Raw genomic sequence first — 19,294 nt, 5'->3', positions numbered from 1 at the left:
GCTCCCAGAGCCGCCTTCACTCGAATGGCCTAACGGAAAGGAGCCGACAGGGCGATTTCGATCACACCGGAGATCCGACCCGAGAAAGGAGTGCCCACCATGCCGACGACGGTTCGACATGCCCTTCGCGCGGCGTGGATCACGGCCGGGCACCACCCGAACCGGGCTCGGGTCGGCGTGGAACATATCCGGCAGAACATGGGCTATCGGGTGGCGTTCATCATTTCATCATTGCCGCTCTGGCCCCGTTGCCCTGAGAATTGGGAGGTACCCGAAACCCGGTCCGCTGGATCCGCCCTTCGGCGTACCCAGGCACCCGCCTGCCCACGGGCCAGGAAGGAGGATCGTGATCAACGGTATCGGCCGAGGTCAGCATCCCCTCTCCGGAGGTCCGGCGCCCAGACGGTCGCTGGACCTGGAGACCTGGACCGCCTCGGGGATCCCGTTGCTGCGCGATCCGCGCGACTTCGTCCTGGAGCTGCACCAGCGCCACCTGCCCCAGCCGGGCACCGTCGTGGTGGCGGTGTTGGACGCGGTCCACCACCTCGCCGCCTCGGCCTCGTTCACGCCCTGGCCACACGACACCGACGGCTGGCAGCACCGGAACGCGCTGCTGACGCACCTGCGCCGGATCATCCCGCACGACCTGCGCCGGCCTGAGCCGACCCGGACGGCCCTGTTGCTGCGCTGCCGCGACGGCGCACCGGGCTGGACGGAACAGGACGGCGCCTGGATGTGGGCGCTGCGGGACGCGGCCGGGCTGCACGGGCTGCGCTGCGGCTCGTACATCGGGCTCACCCCGGCGGGTTGGCAGATCCTCGGGGACGGGCGGGGCGGACGCAATCCGCACGCGGGTTCGTGGGCGGACGGGCCGGTGCACACCGTGACGGAGCTGCCGCCACGGTCGGTGCTCGACGACACCCCGCGCAGCCAGCGGGCCCGGCAGCTGGCCGCCGAGGCGGCCAAGCGGGTCGACGCCCCGCCGCGCTCCCCGCAGTCCGAACCGCCGTGGATCCCGGCGCGGGTCACGACCGTCGAGCCCGGCCGCCGTACCGGTACTCGCTGAGCGGCTGCGGCCGCCGCGTACCGGCAGGCACCTGAGCGGCTGCGGCCGCCGTACCCGGGAGGCTCCGACGAGCAGCGGGGCGGCCACCGGGCGCCGGCAGCGGGACGGACTCCGGGCCCGGCACCGTACGGCACCGGGCCCGGAGTGAGGACGACGGGCGGAGCTCCGGTCAGGCCTTGACCGGGCGCCCCGGTGCGGCTCCGGCCGCCCCCGTGGCAACCGGGCCGGCCTCTCCGCAGACCAGCAGCAGGCTGTTCGCGCGGCCGAGCGCCTCGGTGTACGCCTCGGCGGCCCGGGCGGGCGAGCCGCCGTTGACCACCAGGACGACCACCTCGCGGCGGACCGGCCGGGCCAGCGCGGCGTCCGCGTAGAACACGTCACCGCCCTCGGCGAGTTGCGCCCAGTAGCGCTCCTCGCCGAAGGACAGCTCGTGCTGCTGCCAGGGGTGGGCGTCGCCGACGGTCAGCACCAGGATCTCGCCCGGGTCGCGGCCCGAGTCCAGGAGCTGGTCAACCGCTTCGTCGGCGCGGTCGAGCGCCTGCGCCGGGGTGGCGGCGATGCGCTGGACCTCGACCTGCGGCGTGGCGGGGGCCGGGCGGCGAGGCGCCGGACCGGGCTTGGGGATCAGGCGCGGCGGTCCCGAACGGTCGGCACGCGGCGGTGCCGGCCGCGGGGGCGCCGGGCGGGGACCGGGCACCGGGAGGGGCGCGGCGGTGGTGGGTGCGGTGGCGGGTGCACCGCCGGTGGCGGGCACGTGGAGGGCTTGTGCGTCCGACTCGCGGGGGAAGGGAACGCCGGGGCCCGGGAGGCTCTCGTGAATCTCCGACTCCTCGGGGAAGACAGGCATACCCGGATATCTATCAAATGCCGGTCGAACGCGCACGGGCGCCCCACCCATTGGGCACCGGACATCCGCCGCCCCCACCCCGGCAATTCCAGACGGACCGTCAGAAACCGAGCGTCAACTGTTCGTCGGCGGATCCCTGACCGGCCCCGACGACGTCCCGACCGCGCTTCAGATGACGCCACTTGGGCAGTGCGTCCAAGTACGCCCAGGAGAGCCGGTGGTGCTCGGTGGGGCCGAACTCCTCCAGCGCGGCGCGGTGTACCGGGGAGGGATAGCCGGCGTTGTCCGCGAAGCCGTATTCCGGGCAGGACTCGCCGAGTTCGGCCATCAGCCCGTCGCGGTGGACCTTCGCGAGCACCGAGGCGGCGGAGACGCAGATGCAGGACTGGTCGCCCTTGATCACCGTGCGCACCCGCCAGGGGCCGCCGAGGTAGTCGTGCTTGCCGTCCAGGATCACCGCGTCGGGTTCGACCGGCAGCGCCTCCAGCGCGCGGACGGCGGCCAGCCGCAGCGCGGCCGTCATGCCGAGGTCGTCGCACTCCTGCGGCGAGGCGTGACCGAGCGCGTACGCGGTGACCCAGTCGGCGAGCACCGGTGCGAGGGCCTCGCGGCGCAGCTCGGTGAGCAGCTTGGAGTCGGTGAGCCCCTCCGGCGGCTTGCGCAGGCCGGTGACGGCCGCGCCGACGGTGACCGGTCCGGCCCAGGCGCCGCGCCCCACCTCGTCCAGCCCGACCACGACCTTGGCGCCGGCCCGGCGGAGCGAGCGTTCGACGGAGTGGGTCGGCGGGACGATGGGCATGACGGACTCCGTTCGGCAAAGCGGCCCGGCCGAACGGGGCGACCCCGCCGGACAGGCGGCCCCCTGCGGTGGGGCGGTCTCCAGCCTAAGCCCGCTCACGGACGCGCCGGGACCGCCGGGGGTCCCGCCCCGGGGCACCGGCAGGACCGCCCAGGGCCGCACCGGGGCCACCCCGCCCGCCCCGTCCAGCCCGGGGCCGGCTACGGCCGCCGGACCATCGGGACCAGTACGTCGTCCACCAGCCGGACCGCGAAGTCGGGGGCCAGGTCGGACTCGGAGACCTTCATCTGGAACATCAGCATCGCCGGGACGACGTCGGCGACCAGCGGGCTGACCGCGTCGGGGCGGACGTCACCGCGCTCGACGCCGCGGCGGAGGATCTCCAGGATGGTGTCCTTGGTCGGCCCGATCACCCGCTGCACGATGAAGTCCTTGAACACCTCGGCCTGTTGCTGGGAGAGCTCGGCCATCAGTGCGTGCAGGGCGGCACCCGCCGGGGAGCAGATCGCATCCGTGAACAGCTCGATGAGCTGCAGCAACTCGGCCCGGGCGGACCCGAGATCGGGGATGCCGTAGGGGCGTGGCAGAGTGGCGTCCAGGGCGTCGATGACGAGTTCGACCTTCGACGTCCAACGCCGGTAGAGCGCGGCCTTCCCGGTCCGCGCCGCAGCGGCGACGCCTTCCATCGTCAGTCGCGCGTAACCGCCGGAGGTGAGCTGGTCGAGCGCGGCCTCGAAGATCGCGTTCTCCAGCTCCTTCCCCCGACGCCGCACCGGCCGTGCCAGCGCCTCCCGGGCGGCCCGAATCGGACAGCGGGGCTCGGCCTCCTCCTCCGAAGCCGACGCCGACGAAGCCGACACCGGCACCGGCACCGGCACCGGCACCGGCGGGAGCGCGCCGGACGCCTCCGGCACCGCGGGGTCCCCGGATCCCGCCGGCGCCCGGTCCGCCGACGGGCGCCGCATCAAACGGTCCATTGCCACCATCCTTAAGGAACGCTTGCGTTCACTATCAACCCCAGGCTATCGTCCAGATTAGTGAACGGCACCGTTCCTTCCTAGCCCGCGCCGACGCGCAGCGGCCCGTCCGCGCCGGCGGATCCGCCGCAATCCCGGGCACCCGGGGCACCTGGCGCCGGACCCTTCACGCACCCGCCGCAAGCACCGCACCATCGCACCACCGCACCCACCCGCACCCACCGCACCGCGCACGTAGCCAGCAGGGGGCACATTCGTGGCTATCTCCGACACGCTCAGCAAGAACTCACCGCCGAAGTCCGGCCAGGGCCGGGGGAAGAACATCACCCTGGCCGTCATCGCGGCCACCCAGCTCATGGTGGTGCTCGACGCGACCATCGTGAACATCGCGCTCCCCGGCATCAAGGACGCGCTGAACTTCTCGACCACCGACCTGTCCTGGGTCATCAACGCCTACACGCTGACCTTCGGCGGACTGCTGCTGCTCGGTGGTCGCGCGGGTGACATCCTCGGCCGCCGCCGGGTGTTCATCTTCGGCACGCTGCTGTTCGGCCTGGCCTCGCTGCTGGGCGGCTTCGCCCAGGACAGCACGCTGCTGCTGGCCGCCCGCGCGCTCCAGGGCATCGGTGGCGCGATCTGTTCACCGACCGCCTTCGCCCTGATCGCCACCAACTTCGAGGAGGGGCCGGAACGCAACAAGGCGTTCGGCGTCTTCTCTGCGGTGGCCGGTTCGGGCGCCGCGATCGGCCTGCTGGCCGGCGGCCTGCTCACCGAGTACCTGGACTGGCGCTGGGTGTTCTTCGTCAACGTGCCGATCGCCGTCCTGATCGCGATCGCCGCGCCGCGCTACATCGCCGAGTCCGAGCGCCACCCGGGCCGCTTCGACCTGCCCGGCGCCTTCACCTCGACGCTCGGCCTGGTCGGCCTGGTCTACGGCTTCATCCGGGCCGCCTCGGACGGCTGGTCGGACCCCGTGACGCTCGGTTCCTTCGCCGCCGGCGCGCTCCTGCTGGCCGCGTTCATCGTGATCGAGCGGCGCACCGACCAGCCGATCACCCCGCTGCACCTGTTCGCCGACCGCAACCGCACCGGCGGCCTGGTGATGATGCTCTGCCTGGCCGCGGCCATGTTCGGCATCTTCTTCTACGTCGTCCTGTTCGTGCAGGGGCCGCTCGGGTACAGCCCGCTCAAGGCCGGTGTCTCGTTCCTGCCGATCAGCGTGTCGATCATCATCGCCGCGCAGGTCGCCTCGGCCCTCCAGGCCAAGTACGGCCCGAAGCCGTTCATGGCGGGCGGCGCGCTGCTGGTCACCGTCGGCCTCACCTGGCTGACGCAGATCCACAAGGACAGCGGCTACGTGGACGGCGTGCTGGCCCCGACGGTGATCTTCGGCCTCGGCATGGGCCTGATCTTCGTCCCGGTGATGCTGCTCTCGGTCGCGGGCGTTCCCGGCGAGGAGACCGGCGCCGCCTCCGGCCTGCTCAACTCGATGCAGCAGATCGGCGGTTCGCTCGGTCTCTCGATCCTGACCACGGTCTTCGCGCACTACGCCGTGCCCGAGTTCAAGGCTCAGCTGCCCGGGTTCCAGCAGACCGCCTCAAAGGAGCAGCTCGCCTACCTGATGGAGAAGCACGACTTCCCGCCGGGTTCCGACGCCGCCAACTCGGTGCTCGCCCAGGGGATCTCGCACGGCTTCATCGTCGGCGCGGTGCTCGCCGGGGTCGCGCTGCTGGTCGCGGTCTTCGTCGTCAAGGCGAAGGCGAGCGACCTGCCGAGCGGCGACAGCGCCGCCGTCGCGATGCACTGATCCGCACCGGACCCCTGCGGGCCACCGGAATCGCCACGGGCCGGCCGGGAGCAACACGCTCCCGGTCGGCCCGGCGGCGTTCCGAGCCCGCGCGGCCGCCGCTACCAGCCCCGTCAGGGCTCCAGCCCGGCCCACTCGCAGGGCCCCCGCCCCGACAGCGGCCTCTCCACCAGCGGCCGCTCCGCCAGGACCTGCCGGGCCCCGGCGACCGAGCCGCCGGCCGCGTACCAGGGCCGGGTGTCCTGGTCCAGGTCGCGCCGGATCAGCTGCAGCGCGCAGGAGCGCTGCGGCTCGAGCAGCCGGTCCAGGGCGGGCACCGCGTCCGCCGAGAGGCCTCGGACGTTGCGCAGGTCGATCTGGCCCGACCGCTCGTACCGGGCGACGTTCTGCTCCGCGACGATCGCGTCCGGTCCCATCAGGCCGTACACCGCGACGGTGAGCATGCCGCTGAGGACGACGGCGCGGGGCAGCCAACCGCTGCCGCGGGTGAGCCCGGCGGTGATCAGCAACAGGAAGACGGCGCCCAGCCAGATCTCGACCACCAGCACCCAGAGCCGCAGCCTGGTGAGCCCGGAGGCGTCCACGTAGAACCACATCCGGCCGAGGGCCGAGGCGACCACGACCAGCGCGAGCAGGCAGAGCAGTCCGAGCAGGATCCGGGCCAGCCGACGGTCGGCCGGCGTGGTGCGCGGGGCCCAGCGCTTGGCGACGGCCACCACGACCAGGGTCAGCACGGTGATCACGCTCAGCTGCCAGAAGCCCTGCCGGGCGTACTCGGAGCGGCTCATCCCGGTGTTGGCCAGTACGGCGTCCGCGCCGCCGAGCACCACGACCGCCCTGATCACCGCGAAGGCGCCGAACATCAGGTTGAGCGCGACCAGGGGCAGCGCCCATTCCAGCCGCCGCCGTTCGCGGCCCGGGCGGACCACCATCCGGTCCCAGCGGCGCGGGCCGGCCGCGATGTGGGCGAAGCCGAGCGCGGTGAGCGTCCCGAGGGCGAACAGCGTCCCGCGCACCGGCAGTTGGTGGACGTCGAAGCTGGGGATCAGGCCGGTCAGCAGGTCCGCCATGGCGGCGTCGGCACCGGCGAACAGCAGGCCGAAGACGGTCAGCAGGACGGCGGCGACCGCGAGCGCCTTGAGCACCGGGACGATCCGCCCGACGCCGGGCAGCGGCCGGCCCTCCAGGCCGTCCCAGACCCAGCCCACACCCGGGATCAGCTGCCAGAGCACGGCGGGCAGGGCGAACAGCACCCCCGGCCAGCGGCGGCCGCCGTGCAGGGCGAGCGAGGCCAGCCCGACCGCGCAGCCGGAGGCGAGCAGCGCGGGCCAACCCGCGTCCCAGCGGGCCGGGACGGCGAGCAGGGCGAGGGCCAGCAGGCTCCAGACGAGCGTCCAGGGCCGGATCCGGCGGCCTGCCGTACGGGCGACCAGGCCGGCGACGACGGCCGTGGCGGCGCCCCAGATCAGCAGGTTGGCGCCCACTCCGTCGTACAGCAGCCAGGCCGTCAGCAGGCCGGTGAGCAGGGCGGACAGCAGGACCTTGGGGGTGGCGGCAGCCTGCCGATCGGGGTCGGTGCCGCGCAGCCGGTCCCCGCGGGAGGGCGCGGGCGCGCCGGGCGAGCGGTCCGGGCCGGCGGGTCGGTACATGTCGAACGGCGAGGCCGGAACGGACTGCGCATCCGGGTCGGCCTGCGCGTCCCAGTCGGTTTGCGCGTCCGGGTCGGCTTGCGCGTCCGCATCCACCGACTGACCGTGGTCGACCGACAGGTCGTGGTCGGCGGCGGGCAGTGGATCGGTCGGGGCAGGCGTGGACGGGCCTGACATGGGTCCCCCTCGGTGGTCGGCGGGCATGCGGGAAACCGTCCTCCGGACGGTCCGCGGGCGGGCGTTCTCGACGCCCCTGCCGTCGCCGACTGTAGACGATTCTGAACAAGTTCAAAAGTTGGTTCTGAACGCGTTCAGAAGACCCGGGGCCACTGGCGGGGAGATCCCGCGGCCCGCTGACACCGCAGCTCACCACCGGAGCCGCCCGCCCTACCCCTTGACCGACCCCGCCAGCAGTCCGCGGACGAAGTACCGCTGGAGGCCGAAGAAGACGATCAACGGCACGATGATCGACAGGAACGCCCCCGCCGTGAGCAGCTCCCAGCGCCCGCCGAGCGACCCGGACAGCTGCGCCAGCCGGACCGTCATCGGCGCCACCTCCGGCGTTCCCCCGGCGAAGGTGAGCGCGACCAGCAGGTCGTTCCAGACCCAGAGGAACTGGAAGATCGCGAACGAGGCCAGGGCCGGGGCGCACAGCGGCAGCACGATCGAACGGAAGATCTTGAAGTGCGAGGCGCCGTCCACCACCGCCGCCTCCATCAGGTCGCGCGGCAGCTGGGCGATGAAGTTGTGCAGCAGGAACACCGCCAGCGGCATCGCGAACATGGTGTGCGCCAGCCAGACCGGCGCGTAGCTGCCCTTGAGGTCCACCGCCGGGATCAGCGTCAGCGACCCCAGGTGCGCACCGCTGGAGAACAGCCGCAGCAGTGGGATCAGCGCCATCTGGAGCGGCACCACCTGGAGCGCGAACACCGTGAAGAAGACCGCGTCGCTCCCCCGGAACCGCACCCAGGCCAGCGCGTAGGCCGCCATCGCCGCGAGCACCAGCGGGAAGAGGGTGGCCGGGATGCTGATCGCCAGCGAGTTCACCAGGAAGGGCAGCAGACCGGTGGAGCTGCCGGAGCCGCCCTCGAACAGCACCGCGTGGTAGTTGCCGAGGCCGAAGTCCGGGTGGAGCAGGGCGTTCCACCAGCCGTCCTTCGTCACGTCCTGCTTGGGACGCAGCGAGGTGACCAGCAGGCCGAGGGTCGGGATCGTCCAGAGCACCGTCACCCCGATCACGAACACCGAGGCCAAGGGACTGCTGAAGGCCTTCCGCACGGGGTTCCCCACGACCGGACGGCGGCTGACGGCTTTCGCCTCAGGAGTGCTCACCGCACCTCACGCTCCCTCCGCAGCTGGACGATGTTGTAGGCCACCAGCGGCAGCACCGCGAGGAACAGCAGGACGGCGAGGGCGCCGCCCCGCCCGTCGTCGAACTGCGCGAAGGACTGCGAGTACATCTCGTTGGCCAGCACCTGGGTGCCGAAGTTGCCGCCGGTCATGGTGCGGACGATGTCGAAGGCCTTCAGCGTGATGATCATGACGGTGGTCAGGACGACCATCACCGTGGTGCGGATCATCGGCACGGTGACGTGCCAGAACAGCCGCACCCCGGTCGCGCCGTCCAGCCGGGCGGCCTCCAGCACCTCGTCCGGGATCGCCTTGATCGCCGCCGAGAGCACCACCATCGCGAACCCGGTCTGTACCCAGACCATCACCGCCATCAGCAGGAAGGTGTTCAGCGGCTGGCTGAGCAGCCAGTTCGGCGGGTCCGACCAGCCCACCGCGTGGGCGAGTTGGCTGAGCAGGCCGATCTGCGGCTGGTCCTTGCCGCGGGCCTCGTAGACGAACTTGAAGATGATCGAGGCGCCCACCAGCGAGATCGCCATCGGCATGAAGATCAGCGACTTGTACACCGACTGGCCGCGCATCCGGTCCACCAGCAGCGCCAGCAGCAGGCCGAGGCCGGTCGCCACCAGCGGCGCGACCACCAGCCACAGCAGGGTGTTGAACAGCACCTTCCGCACCGAGTCGGTGGTGAACGCCCAGCCGAAGTTCTCGCCGCCGACGAAAGCCTTGCCCTCACTGTCGTGCAGGCTCAGGTAGACCGTGCGGATCAGCGGCGCCACCAGGCCGACCGCCAGCAGCAGCACCGCCGGGCCGAGGAAGACCAGGACGGCCAGCGGGCGGGCCAGCCGGCCCCGGGCGCGCCCGGCGACCAGGAAGACCACCAGCAGGATGCCGAGGAAGCCCGCGATCGCGCCGAAGCTGTTGCCGAACTTGATCGCCGCGTCGCCCCAGGCGCCGACGGCCAGCGAGTCGGCGCCCGGCGGGGAGCCGGATACGGGCATGGCTGCACATCCCTTCGGTTCGTCCAGCAGGAAGGGGAAGCGGGTGAGGGAGAGGGAGCAGGAGCGGGAGGGAGGGAAGGAGGAAGAGGGGCGGGCGGTGCGGGTGGGTGGCCCCGCACCGCCCTCGGCGGGTGGTCCCGGACGCCCGGACGGGCGGGCTACTTCGGCCAGGCGGCGTCGATGTCGGCGGCGACCTTCTGGATCGACTGCCCCTCGGCGAACCAGGCGGTCAGCGACTTCCACTCCTGCCCGGAGCCGACGGCCGCCGGCATCATGTCGGAGGCGTCGAAGCGGAAGGTCGCGCTCGGGTCGGTCAGCGCCTCCGCGGAGAGCTTGTCGATCGGGTCGGTGTACAGGCTCTTGTCCACGCCCTGGTTGGCCGAGACCCAGCCGGTCGCGGTCCTCACCCGGCTGCTCGCCCAGTCCGAGCTGGACAGGTAGTTCTGCACCGCCTGCGCCTCGGGCTTGGCGGAGAAGGCGGCCAGGAACTCCCCGCCGCCCTCGACCGGGTTGGGGATCGCCGGGTTGACGGCGGGCAGGTGGAAGGCGAAGACGTCGCCGTCCGGGGCGACCTTGGTCCCCTTGGGCCACTGCGCCTCGTAGAAGGAGGCCTGCTGGAGCATCGCGCACTTGCCGGTGAGGATCGGCGCACCCGCGTCCTGGAAGGTGGTGGTGGCGATCGACTTGACGTCGCCGTAACCGCCGTTGACCCAGGCCGGGTTCTGCATCCAGCCGGCGACGGTCTTCATGGCCGTGGTGATCTTCTCGTCGGAGAACTTCACCTGGTGGCCGACCCACTGGTCGTACACGTCACCGCCGTACGTACCCAGCACCACCTCCTCCAGCCAGTCGGTGGCCGGCCAGCCGGTGGCCGTGCCGGAGGCGATGCCGCCGCACCAGGGCTTGGGGCCGCCCGCCTTGGCGATCCGGTCGCTGAGCGCCATGAGGTCCGCCCAGGTCTTCGGCACCTCGTAGCCGGCCGCCGTGAAGGCCTTCGGCGAGTACCAGACCAGGGACTTCATGTTGGCGCTCATCGGGGCCGCGTAGAAGGTGCCGTCGACCGAGCCGTAGGTCTTCCAGACCGGGCTCCACTTGTCCTGGTTGGCGACGGTCTGGGCGGGCGGCTTGACCACCTTGCCGCTCTTCACCATCTGCGCCAGCAGGCCCGGCTGCGGGATGATCGCGAAATCCGGGGCGTTGCCGCCGGCCACCCGGACCGGCAGCTGGGACTCGAAGTCGTTGGACCCCTCGTAGCTGATCTTGATCCCGGTGCACGAGCTGAACTCGGCCCAGGACTTCTCCAGGTTGTCCGACTCCGGACTGAGGATCGAGGCGAACATCGTCACCGTGGTGCCCGGATGTCCCGCGTACGGCTGGTACTTGGCACAGTCGCCGGTCAGCGTCCGGGCCGCCCCGCCGCCACCCGAACCACCGGAGCTGTTCGAGCAGGCCGCGGTCAGGACCAGGGCCGCCAGCAGGGCGGGTACGGCCACCAGTGGACGGCGGTAACTCGCGGACGGCGCGTTCGGATTGAGGGTCAATGCGGTCCTCCTCGCCAGGGCGTGCTGCCTAGGGTGGGCTGAACGACATTGCGCTGTACCGGAGATGGGCGTGCAGGGATCGCTGGGCGAGCGGGCGGCCGAACCGATCCGACGACGTTAACGCAGCCTTCCGCCGCCGCCAAGGTCATTGGTCGACCTTCCCCCACACCGGTGCCCGGACCGTGACCTCCGAAACCGCCGACCGCGCGCAGCGGACGCCACCGCCCCGCCCGGAGACCGGGCGGGGCGGGCTTTTCCGACGCACCGTCCGACGCATCGTCTGGTCGAGGTCCGGCCGGACGTCACCAGAGCCGGACGGGCAGCTCCAGCAGGCTGTTCACCACCAGCGACGGGCTCGGCCGCAGCTCGCCGTCCGGGACCGCGAGCGACAGCCCGGGGAAGCGCTCGAACAGCGCCGGCAGCGCGACCGCCGCCTCCAGCCGGGCCAGCGGCGAGCCCGGGCAGACGTGCGGGCCGTGGCCGAAGGACAGGTGCCGGGTCGGGTCCCGGGTGATGTCGAACAGCTCCGCCGTCACCCCGTGCTGCAGCGGGTCCCGGCCGATCGCGTTGTACGAGACCAGCACCGGGTCGCCCGCCGGGATCACCACCTCACCGACCTCGATGGACTCGGCGGCGAAGCGGAACAGGAAGTTGCTGGTCGGCGGCGTCCAGCGGAGCGACTCCTCGACCACCGCGTCCCAGGACACCTCACCCGCGCGCACCAGCTCCAGCTGGTCCGGGTGCGCCAGCAGCGCCCGCACCGCGTTGCCGATCAGGTTGACGGTGGTCTCGTGGCCGGCCGCGATGATCACCCGCAGGGTGGCCGCCGCCTCCGCGTCGGTGAGCGCCCCGCCCTCGGTGTCCGCCGCCAGCAGCACGCTCGCCAGGTCCTCGCCCGGCTCCGAACGGCGCTGCGCGACCAGGCCGTTGACGAAGGCGTTCAGTCCGGCGACGGTAGCCTGGATGCCCTCCGGGTCGGGCTTGACGCCGAAGAACCGCTCGTACAGGTCGCGCAGCAGGGCGTGGTCCGACTCCGGGACGCCCAGCAGCGAGCAGATCACCGTCATCGGCAGCGGGAAGGCGAAGGACGACTTGAGGTCGACCAGCGGCTCCCCGGCCGCCAGGGCGTCCAGCAGCGCGTGGGTGATCTCCTCCACTCGCGGGCGCATCAGCTCGACCCGGCGTGGGGTGAAGGCCTGGGCGACCAGCGCCCGCAGCCGGCGGTGCTCGGGGCCGTCCGTGGTCACCATGCTCGGGCCGGGCACCGCCAGGCCGATCAGCGGCCAGGTCTTCGGCACCTCGCCGCGCTGGTAGGCGGCCCAGTGCCGGGCGTCCTTCACCAGCCGGGCGTCGGTGAGCAGGTCACGCGCGGCCGCGTGCCGGGTCACCGCCCACCCGGCGACCCCGCCGGGCAGCACCACCGGCACCGCCGGACCGGCGGCCCGCAGCAGGGCACCCTCGGCGGCGTTGTCGCGGGCCAGCGGGTCGAGGGCGATCGGGGCCGGGGCAGCGGTCATCGGCGGCAACTCTCCTTGACGTAGTGACGTAGAGGATCTTCGAACGGTTGTGCACGTCCTGTGGATCCTGGCTGGCCCGACCAAGATCCGCAAGGCTCCCGCCGCACCCGGCAGGGCACCGGCGGCATCCGGGAGCTTCCCGTACCCGGAAGCGCCTAGTAGCCCGGGCTGAACGAGACCGGCAGCGCGACCAGCCCGCGCACCCAGGCCGAGGGCCGCCACACCAGCGCGTGCTCGGCCACCGCCAGCCGCAGGTCCGGCAGCCGGTCCAGCAGCACCTCGATCGCGGTGGTGGCGATCACCTCGGCCGCCTCCTGCGCCGGGAACGGGCAGCCGTGCTCGCCGTACGAGTAGCTCATGTGCGCCCGGTTCCCCTCGGCCGGACGGCCGTCGGGCTGACGCACCGACGGGTCCGCGTTGGCCCCGGCGAAGCCCAGCAGCAGCATGTCGCCCTCGGCGATCCGCTGGCCGCCGAGCTGGGTGTCCCGCACCGCCCAGCGGCCGGCGAAGATCTGGGTCGGGGTGTCCTCCCAGAGCGCCTCGTTGAGCGCCTGGCTGATGCTGCGCCGGCCACCGGCCAGCGAGGCCGCGAAGCGCTCGTCGGTGAGCATCAGCCGCAGCGCGTTGGAGATCCAGTACGAACTGGGCTGGTGACCGGCGATCAGCAGCACCCGCAGGTCGCGCATCACCTCGTCGTGGGTCAGCGCCGCCGGGTGCTCCAGCATCCGCGAGGCCACGTCCGCACCCGGGTGCTCGGCCTTCTCCTCCACCAGCGCGAGCATCAGTTCCAGCAGCCGCTGGGCGCCCGCCGGGGCATCCGCGCCGCCGTCCAGCATGGCCAGCAGCGCCGTGATCAGCTGCGGCGCCTGCTCCTCGTCCAGGCCGAGGACCCGGCACAGCACCAGCAGCGGCATCCGGTGCGCGTACTCGGCGACCAGGTCGGCCTCGCCGCGCCCGGCGAACTCGTCGATCAGCCCGTCGGCGATCTCCTCGGCGTGCTTGCGCAGCTCGTACGGGTCGATCCCGGCCAGCGCGTCGGTGACCGCCCGGGACCGGCGGACGTGCTCCTCGCCCTCGGCGTACAGGATCGACGGCACCGGGGCCATCATCGGCTTCAGCGGCCAGTCCGCGGGCAGCGTCTCCCACGCGTTCCAGCGGCTGGAGTCCCGGCCGAAGAGCTGCGGCTGGCCGGTGACCTGCTGCAGCTCCCGGTAGCCGATGACCAGCCAGGCGGGCACGCCGCCGGCCAGCTCGACCGGGGCGACCGGGCCGTGCGCGGCGCGCAGTTCGCGGTAGAGCTGGGCCGGGTCGGTCTGGAAGCGCGGCCCGTACAGCGGCGTGGCGGCGGCGTGCGCCGGGCAGCCCGGGGGCGGGGTGACGGCGGGCTCGGTCACGGGGTGCTCTCCTCGTAGATCGCGTCGGGGGCTCCGGGGACGGCGGCCGCAGCGGGCCCGACCGGCGTACCGAATTCGCCGGCCGCGGCGGGCCCGACCGGCGTACCGGGTTCGGCCAGGGCGGCCAGCGCGGCCGCGTCGGCCCCGGCGAGGGCCGCCAGGTGGTGGACCAGCTCGATCAGCACCCGCTTGCCGGACTCCCGGTCACGGGCGTCGCAGTCCACCAGCGGGACCTCCGGCGGCAGGTCCAGCGCCTCCCGGACCTGCTCCAGGGTGTGGCCGGGCTCGCCGAAGTTGTTGCGGGCCACGATGAACGGGGTGCCGTGGTGCTCCAGCCGGTCGATCGCGTACCAGGAGTCCTCCAGCCGCCGGGTGTCCACCAGCACGACCGCGCCCAGGGCGCCGCTGAACAGCCGGTCCCACAGGAACCAGAAGCGCTCCTGCCCGGGCGCGCCGAACAGGTACAGCACCTGCCGCTCGGACAGGGTGATCCGGCCGAAGTCGAAGGCGACCGTGGTGGAGCGCTTGCCCCAGCTGCCGGCCGGGTCGATGCCTTCCCCCGCCCGGGTCATCACCTCCTCGGTGTTCAGCGGGCGGATCTCGCTGACCGAGCCGACCAGGGTGGTCTTGCCCACCCCGAACCCGCCGACCACGACGATCTTCAGCGCGTTGTCGGCGGTCGCCCGCAGCGGGGTGCGGCCCGCGGGCCGGACGTCCTGGAGGGCGGTGGAGGCGGAGAGGTCGGAGCGGTCGGAGAGGTCAGAGCCGTTGGAGGCCATGCAGCACCTGCTTCAACGTGTCGAGATCGGGCAGCCGGGCCTTGTTCGGCGCGAACCTGGGGTGCCGGGCAGTGACCGCGCCGGACTCCAGCAGGTCGCCGAGCAGGATCTTCACCACCGAGATCGGCAGCGACAGCTCCGCCGCCACCTCCACCACGGCGGTCGGGGCCTCGCACATCCGCAGGATCCGGACGTGCTCCGACTGCATCCCCGGCGCCGGCTGCCGCTCCGCGACGATCAGGGTGACCAGGTCGAAGGCGTTCTCCGGAGCGCGGCTGCGGCCCCCGGTGATGGTGTAGAGGCGGTCCGGGTCGTCGTCCCGGCCCGGCAGCACGGGCCCGGCGTTCATATCCCGGCGCTCTCGCGCTCGGCGGCGCCGCCGGACTCCGCGTCCGCCTCCCGGGCGGGCGCGCTGAGGTGGATGCCGATCTGCTCGATCAGGCCGTGCATGTTGTGGCCGACCACGCCCACGTCCGCGTCGTCGTCCGTGACCACCGCGAGGTGCGCGCCCTCGCCGGCCGCCACGATGCACAGGATGCCGCCGTGGAACTCGGTCATCGACTGCCGCACGCCGCCGCTGCCGTCCCCGAACTCGATCGAGGCGCCGTGCGCCAGGCTCTGCAGCCCGGAGGCGATCGCGGACAGCTGGTCGGCCTGGTCGGCGCTCAGCCCGGCGGTGTGGCAGAGCTTGAGGCCGTCGGCGGACAGCACCAGGGCGTGCCGGGTGCCGGGGGTCGCCGCCAGCAGGTTTTCCAACAGCCAGTCGAGGTCGCGGTCGGGGGCGCTGCTCATCAGGAGTCCTTCTCGGTGACGGGGGAAGCGTCGGGCGTGGTCTCGGGGTCCGTGGTCGGCGCGGCCCCGGGGGCGGGCAGCGCGGGCTGGGCGGCCCGGCGGAAGGCCCCGAACCGGGCGGCGGCACCCGCCGCGTCGGTCCGTACGGGCTTCGCGGCCGGAGCCGCCGCCGGGGTGGTGGTGGCCAGCGTCTGGCCGCGACGGCGCTGCGGCAGGCCGCTGTCGGTCATCCGGGCGGGCCCGGACGGGGTCTGGGTGGGGACCGCGGGTACGGGGAGGGCTGCAGCAGCCGGCGCGGCGGTCACCACAGCAGCGCTCGGCACCGCGGGCGCGCCGGGCGCGGGCGGCAGGAAGGCGGGCGCCGGGCGGGCGGGGGTGAGCGCGGGGCGCACGGACTCCACCACGGGCGCGGCAGTCGTCACGGGCGCGACGGCCGGGACGGGCGCCGGAACCGGGTGGGTGACCACCTGCTGCGGGATCAGCATCACCACCCCGGTGCCGCCGCGCGCCGACGGCCGGAAGGAGATCTGCAGCCCGTGCTTGCGCGCCAGCACGCCGACCACCGCGAGACCCAGCCGGGTGCCGGCGGAGAGGGTGGCGAGGTCCAGCGGCTCGGCGGAGACGGCGCGTTCCGCCCGGCGCAGCCAACTGTCGCTCAGGCCCAGCCCGCTGTCCTCGACGGTGACCGCCAGGCCGGCCGGCACCTCCTCGACGTAGACGTGCACCTCGGCCGGCGGGGCGGAGAAGTTGGTGGCGTTGTCCAGCAGTTCGGCCAGCGCGTGCATCACGCCCTCGGCCGCGAAGCCGGCCACCGCGGCGGTGCTGGCGTTGTGCAGCCGCACCCGCTGGTAGGCGCCGATCCGGCCGAGCGCGCCGCGCAGCACCGACTCCACCGCGATCGGCTTGGCCCAGCGGCGGCCGGAGCGGGCGCCGGTGAGCACCGCGATGCTGTCCGCCATCCGGCCCGCCTGGGCGGTCGAGTGGTCCAGCCGCAGCAGGTCGCCGAGGACCTCCTCGTCGTGCCGGTGCTGCATCTCGCGCAGTTCGGCGTGCATGCTCGTGGCCAGCGCCTGGACCCGCCCGGCGGCGGTGGCGCAGACCGCGAGCGCGGCGGCCCGCAGCCGCTCGCCGCGGCCGACCTCCTCGCCGACGGCGCGCAGCAGCGCGTACTGGGGGTGCTTGCGATGGGCGGCCAGCGCGCTGTCCACGGACGCGCCCCCGCGCAGCTTCTTCACCACCTCGGGCAGCACGCCCTCGGGGATCCGCTCCAGCTCGGCCCGCTCGGCGGCGGCCCGCTCCCGCTCCGCCCCGGCAGCGGCCCGCTCGGTGTCGACTTCGGCCCGCAGCCGGGCCAGTTCGGCGTGCGCGGCGGTGACGTCCGCCTCGACCCGGGCCAGCTCGGCGCGGGCGGCGTCCCGCTCGGCGAGTGCGGCGGCGGCCCGGTCCTGGGCGGCCGTCTCGGCCTGCCGGGCGGTGCCGGCGGCGACCAGCACGGCCCGGGTCTCCTCGTGCTGGGCGGCCAGGTCCTCGGCCAGTCGGCGGGCGCGCTCGGCGCCGCCCGCGGCGAGGCCGACCGCGATCAGCCAGAGCACCGCGACGGCGCCCACCGCGAGCGCGGTGAGCGCCTGGTGCGCGCCCAGGGCCCGGGCGATGCCGACCGGCGCGGCGACCAGCGCCAGCAGGACGGCGGCCGCGGTCAGGGCGACGGTGCGCGGCGCGGGGCGGCGGCGCGGCCGACCGTCGGGGCTGGTGGCTTCTCTCATCGGTGCGGTCCTCGGCAACGTCGGCGGGCGGCGGCGCGGGCGGCGGGTCGGCGACGGTTGCGGCCGCCGACAGCTGGTCGGGCGCATACCAGACCGCCCGGTGGCGTCGTGAAACGCCTCCGGGCGGCTGATCGGTTCACGCTTTCGGCCGATCATATCGATTCAGACATTGGCCTCAACCCGCTAGTTGACGGTCAATCTCCTTCATTCACGTCGAGGACACCGCACGGCGACACCTTCCACCCCTTCCAGGCACCGCACTCAGACCAGTCCGGCCTCCACCGCCTGCCGCACGGCCGCCGTGTCCAGCCCGTGGTCGACGACCACCAGCACCCCGAGCCCCTCCCCCTCGCGGAGCACCCCGAGCAGCAGGTGCGCCACTCCGATCTCCTTCGACTTCAACCGCAGCGCCTCCCGCAGCGACAGCTCCAGCGCCTTCTTCGCCGGGCGCGAGAACGGGATGTGCCCGGTCGCGAGACCCCCGGCGCGGAATCGGCCCCAGCGCTTGCGCGCCTCCTCCGGCGGGGCGTCCAGCGCCCCCTCCCCGAAGGCCGCCTCGACCGCCTCCCGCACCGCGTCCAGGTCGACCCCGATCGAGGCCAGCACCTGCCGGTCCCCCTTCCCCCGCAGGCGGCGCACCGCCTGCCGCACCGCTTCCTGGTCCAGCCCGGCCTCCGCCAGCACGGCGGCGCCCGGCTCCTCCGCGCGCTCCAGGATCCCCAGCAGGAGGTGCTCCGTCCCGACCCGGTCGTCCCGCAGCTGCCTCGCCTCCTCCTGCGCGATGACCACGGCCCGCCGGGCCCCCTGAGTGAACCGTTCGAACATCTCAGCCTCCGTCCTCGCCCTTGCCGGGCCCCCGTCGTGCGTGCTTCTTGTGCACCGCCTGCCTGGTCACCCCGAGGCAGACCGCGATGTCCTGCCAGGACCAGCCCTGCGCCCGGGCGTTGCCCACCTGGAGGTCCTCCAGGCGGTCCGCCAGATCACGCAGGGCGCGGACCGCCCGGAGCCCCACGGCGGGGTCACGACTGCTCGCGGCGGCCGCGAGCTCTCCGCTCTCGCTCATGACGTCAACTCTGGTTGACACTCCTGGGAATGTCAACCCCGGTTGACAGCTCCGGTCGGCCGCCGCCCCGGGACTCAGCCGAACCGCCGCGCCAACGCCTCCTCGAAGGTCCCCCGCCCCACCGCCCGCTCCGGCGTGGTGAGCCCGCCCGCCCGCAACGCCCGCCCCACCGCCCCCGGGATCCGCAACGGCAGCACCGGCCGCCGCCGACCCGCCGCCCGCAGGTACGCCTCCGCCAGCTCCCGGTACGACCACACCCGAGGCCCGCCCACCTCCGGCGCGAACCCGGCCGGCTCCCGCCCCACCAGCGCCACCACCCGCTCCGCCACCTCCCGGACCTCCACCGGCTGGACCTCGGCACCGCTCACCACCGGGAACACCGGCAGCCTCGCGCTCAGGTCGAAGGCCTTGAACAGCAGGTCGTGGAACTGCGTCGCCCGCAGCACCGTCCACCCCAGCCCCGACTCCCGCACCACCCGTTCACAGCCGAGCTTCGCCCGGTAGTACGCGAGCGGCACCCGGTCGATCCCCACGATCGACACGTACACCAGGTGCCGCACCCCGGCCCGCCGGGCCTCCGCCACCAGACGCCCGACCGCCGCCACGTCCTTCTTCCCCTGCGTGGTCGCGCAGTCCAGCACCGTCTCCACCCCGGCCACCGCCGCCGCGATCCCCGCCCCGCCCACCAGGTCCCCGACCACCCACTCGACCCCGTCCCCCGCCTCCCGCGCCCGCCGGCTCAACCCCCGCACCGCCACCCCGCGCGCCACCAGCAGCCGCACCACCTCCCGCCCCAACGTCCCCGTCGCCCCGGTCACCAGCACCGTCCCCGTCACCACACCACTCCTCTCACCGAGCACCGTCACCCCCTACAGACCGACCACCACCCCCGTCCGTGACATCGGCCCCCGGGACGCCGCTCCCGGACAACGAGAAAACGAGAAGAGGC

General features: G+C 73.4%; 18 protein-coding genes. 2 read left to right on the top strand and 16 right to left on the bottom strand.

Annotated elements, in window-relative coordinates:
• Positions 1-409: 409 nt before the first annotated feature.
• Positions 410-1,066, top strand: a complete 657-nt coding sequence (locus ACFVXG_RS33180; protein WP_387932949.1) for a hypothetical protein — start codon at positions 410-412, stop codon at positions 1,064-1,066.
• A 169-nt stretch (positions 1,067-1,235) separates the two neighbouring features.
• Here the strand turns inward: ACFVXG_RS33180 and ACFVXG_RS33175 are convergent, their stop codons facing one another.
• The 3 genes from ACFVXG_RS33175 to ACFVXG_RS33165 all read right to left on the bottom strand — a co-directional run bounded on the left by ACFVXG_RS33175 (position 1,236) and on the right by ACFVXG_RS33165 (position 3,689).
• Positions 1,236-1,913 (bottom strand): hypothetical protein, encoded by a 678-nt coding sequence (locus ACFVXG_RS33175; RefSeq protein WP_387932879.1) that lies wholly within the window; start codon positions 1,911-1,913, stop codon positions 1,236-1,238.
• A gap of 100 nt (positions 1,914-2,013) precedes the next feature.
• A complete protein-coding gene (locus ACFVXG_RS33170; RefSeq protein ID WP_387932878.1) occupies positions 2,014-2,712 on the bottom strand; it encodes a ribonuclease HII in 699 nt (232 codons plus the stop codon).
• Positions 2,713-2,912: 200 nt separating this feature from the next.
• Positions 2,913-3,689, bottom strand: coding sequence for a TetR-like C-terminal domain-containing protein (locus tag ACFVXG_RS33165; RefSeq protein WP_387932876.1), 777 nt, complete (start codon positions 3,687-3,689; stop codon positions 2,913-2,915).
• Between the two features lie 256 nt (positions 3,690-3,945).
• On the opposite strand from ACFVXG_RS33165, the gene ACFVXG_RS33160 reads away from it, so the two are divergent.
• Positions 3,946-5,496, top strand: a complete 1,551-nt coding sequence (locus ACFVXG_RS33160; protein WP_387932875.1) for an MFS transporter — start codon at positions 3,946-3,948, stop codon at positions 5,494-5,496.
• 113 nt (positions 5,497-5,609) lie between these two features.
• On the opposite strand, the gene ACFVXG_RS33155 is transcribed toward ACFVXG_RS33160, so the two are convergent.
• From ACFVXG_RS33155 to ACFVXG_RS33095, 13 genes are all read right to left on the bottom strand, one after another.
• Positions 5,610-7,322 (bottom strand): DUF4153 domain-containing protein, encoded by a 1,713-nt coding sequence (locus ACFVXG_RS33155; RefSeq protein ID WP_387932873.1) that lies wholly within the window; start codon positions 7,320-7,322, stop codon positions 5,610-5,612.
• Positions 7,323-7,532: 210 nt separating this feature from the next.
• On the bottom strand, positions 7,533-8,477 hold the full coding sequence (locus tag ACFVXG_RS33150) for a carbohydrate ABC transporter permease (RefSeq protein WP_350507790.1): 945 nt from the start codon (positions 8,475-8,477) through the stop codon (positions 7,533-7,535).
• Complete coding sequence (locus ACFVXG_RS33145; RefSeq protein ID WP_387932871.1) at positions 8,474-9,496, bottom strand: carbohydrate ABC transporter permease; 1,023 nt, start codon at positions 9,494-9,496, stop codon at positions 8,474-8,476. Before ACFVXG_RS33145 ends, ACFVXG_RS33150 begins: the two co-directional genes overlap by 4 nt.
• Before the next feature lie 158 nt (positions 9,497-9,654).
• Entirely contained in the window at positions 9,655-11,037 is a 1,383-nt protein-coding gene (locus tag ACFVXG_RS33140; RefSeq protein ID WP_387932869.1) for an ABC transporter substrate-binding protein, read from the bottom strand.
• Between the two features lie 302 nt (positions 11,038-11,339).
• A complete protein-coding gene (locus tag ACFVXG_RS33135; RefSeq protein ID WP_387932867.1) occupies positions 11,340-12,554 on the bottom strand; it encodes a cytochrome P450 in 1,215 nt (404 codons plus the stop codon).
• Between the two features lie 155 nt (positions 12,555-12,709).
• On the bottom strand, positions 12,710-13,948 hold the full coding sequence (locus tag ACFVXG_RS33130) for a cytochrome P450 (RefSeq protein WP_387932865.1): 1,239 nt from the start codon (positions 13,946-13,948) through the stop codon (positions 12,710-12,712).
• Positions 13,945-14,727, bottom strand: coding sequence for an ATP/GTP-binding protein (locus tag ACFVXG_RS33125; RefSeq protein ID WP_387932863.1), 783 nt, complete (start codon positions 14,725-14,727; stop codon positions 13,945-13,947). The genes ACFVXG_RS33130 and ACFVXG_RS33125 overlap by 4 nt, the downstream gene beginning before the upstream one ends.
• Complete coding sequence (locus tag ACFVXG_RS33120) at positions 14,708-15,076, bottom strand: DUF742 domain-containing protein (RefSeq protein WP_387932861.1); 369 nt, start codon at positions 15,074-15,076, stop codon at positions 14,708-14,710. The genes ACFVXG_RS33125 and ACFVXG_RS33120 overlap by 20 nt, the downstream gene beginning before the upstream one ends.
• Entirely contained in the window at positions 15,073-15,519 is a 447-nt protein-coding gene (locus ACFVXG_RS33115; protein ID WP_350507783.1) for a roadblock/LC7 domain-containing protein, read from the bottom strand. The genes ACFVXG_RS33120 and ACFVXG_RS33115 overlap by 4 nt, the downstream gene beginning before the upstream one ends.
• Positions 15,519-17,282 (bottom strand): sensor histidine kinase, encoded by a 1,764-nt coding sequence (locus ACFVXG_RS33110; RefSeq protein ID WP_387932860.1) that lies wholly within the window; start codon positions 17,280-17,282, stop codon positions 15,519-15,521. Before ACFVXG_RS33110 ends, ACFVXG_RS33115 begins: the two co-directional genes overlap by 1 nt.
• A 261-nt stretch (positions 17,283-17,543) precedes the next feature.
• On the bottom strand, positions 17,544-18,107 hold the full coding sequence (locus tag ACFVXG_RS33105; protein ID WP_387932858.1) for a Clp protease N-terminal domain-containing protein: 564 nt from the start codon (positions 18,105-18,107) through the stop codon (positions 17,544-17,546).
• A 1-nt stretch (position 18,108) separates the two neighbouring features.
• Positions 18,109-18,345, bottom strand: a complete 237-nt coding sequence (locus ACFVXG_RS33100; protein ID WP_387932856.1) for an RNA polymerase subunit sigma-70 — start codon at positions 18,343-18,345, stop codon at positions 18,109-18,111.
• Positions 18,346-18,419: 74 nt separating this feature from the next.
• Positions 18,420-19,181 carry an SDR family oxidoreductase gene (locus ACFVXG_RS33095; protein ID WP_387932854.1) on the bottom strand — a complete coding sequence of 254 codons (762 nt, stop codon included), beginning with the start codon at positions 19,179-19,181 and terminating at the stop codon, positions 18,420-18,422.
• Positions 19,182-19,294 lie beyond the last annotated feature (113 nt).

The organism is Kitasatospora sp. NPDC058162, from assembly GCF_042884005.1.
GTDB lineage: Bacteria > Actinomycetota > Actinomycetes > Streptomycetales > Streptomycetaceae > Kitasatospora.
Note: the sequence above shows the minus strand (reverse complement) of the source record. Positions and strands in the feature narration are given on the sequence as shown.

What these genes read in the sequence shown, in the direction of transcription:
- ACFVXG_RS33175 (WP_387932879.1), bottom strand. Translation starts at nt 1,913, where the DNA reads ATGCCTGTCTTCCCCGAGGAGTCGGAGATTCACGAGAGCCTCCCGGGC.
- ACFVXG_RS33170 (WP_387932878.1), bottom strand. Translation starts at nt 2,712, where the DNA reads ATGCCCATCGTCCCGCCGACCCACTCCGTCGAACGCTCGCTCCGCCGG.
- ACFVXG_RS33165 (WP_387932876.1), bottom strand. Translation starts at nt 3,689, where the DNA reads ATGGACCGTTTGATGCGGCGCCCGTCGGCGGACCGGGCGCCGGCGGGA.
- ACFVXG_RS33155 (WP_387932873.1), bottom strand. Translation starts at nt 7,322, where the DNA reads ATGTCAGGCCCGTCCACGCCTGCCCCGACCGATCCACTGCCCGCCGCC.
- ACFVXG_RS33145 (WP_387932871.1), bottom strand. Translation starts at nt 9,496, where the DNA reads ATGCCCGTATCCGGCTCCCCGCCGGGCGCCGACTCGCTGGCCGTCGGC.
- ACFVXG_RS33135 (WP_387932867.1), bottom strand. Translation starts at nt 12,554, where the DNA reads ATGACCGCTGCCCCGGCCCCGATCGCCCTCGACCCGCTGGCCCGCGAC.
- ACFVXG_RS33125 (WP_387932863.1), bottom strand. Translation starts at nt 14,727, where the DNA reads ATGGCCTCCAACGGCTCTGACCTCTCCGACCGCTCCGACCTCTCCGCC.
- ACFVXG_RS33120 (WP_387932861.1), bottom strand. Translation starts at nt 15,076, where the DNA reads ATGAACGCCGGGCCCGTGCTGCCGGGCCGGGACGACGACCCGGACCGC.
- ACFVXG_RS33115 (WP_350507783.1), bottom strand. Translation starts at nt 15,519, where the DNA reads ATGAGCAGCGCCCCCGACCGCGACCTCGACTGGCTGTTGGAAAACCTG.
- ACFVXG_RS33110 (WP_387932860.1), bottom strand. Translation starts at nt 17,282, where the DNA reads ATGAGAGAAGCCACCAGCCCCGACGGTCGGCCGCGCCGCCGCCCCGCG.
- ACFVXG_RS33105 (WP_387932858.1), bottom strand. Translation starts at nt 18,107, where the DNA reads ATGTTCGAACGGTTCACTCAGGGGGCCCGGCGGGCCGTGGTCATCGCG.
- ACFVXG_RS33100 (WP_387932856.1), bottom strand. Translation starts at nt 18,345, where the DNA reads ATGAGCGAGAGCGGAGAGCTCGCGGCCGCCGCGAGCAGTCGTGACCCC.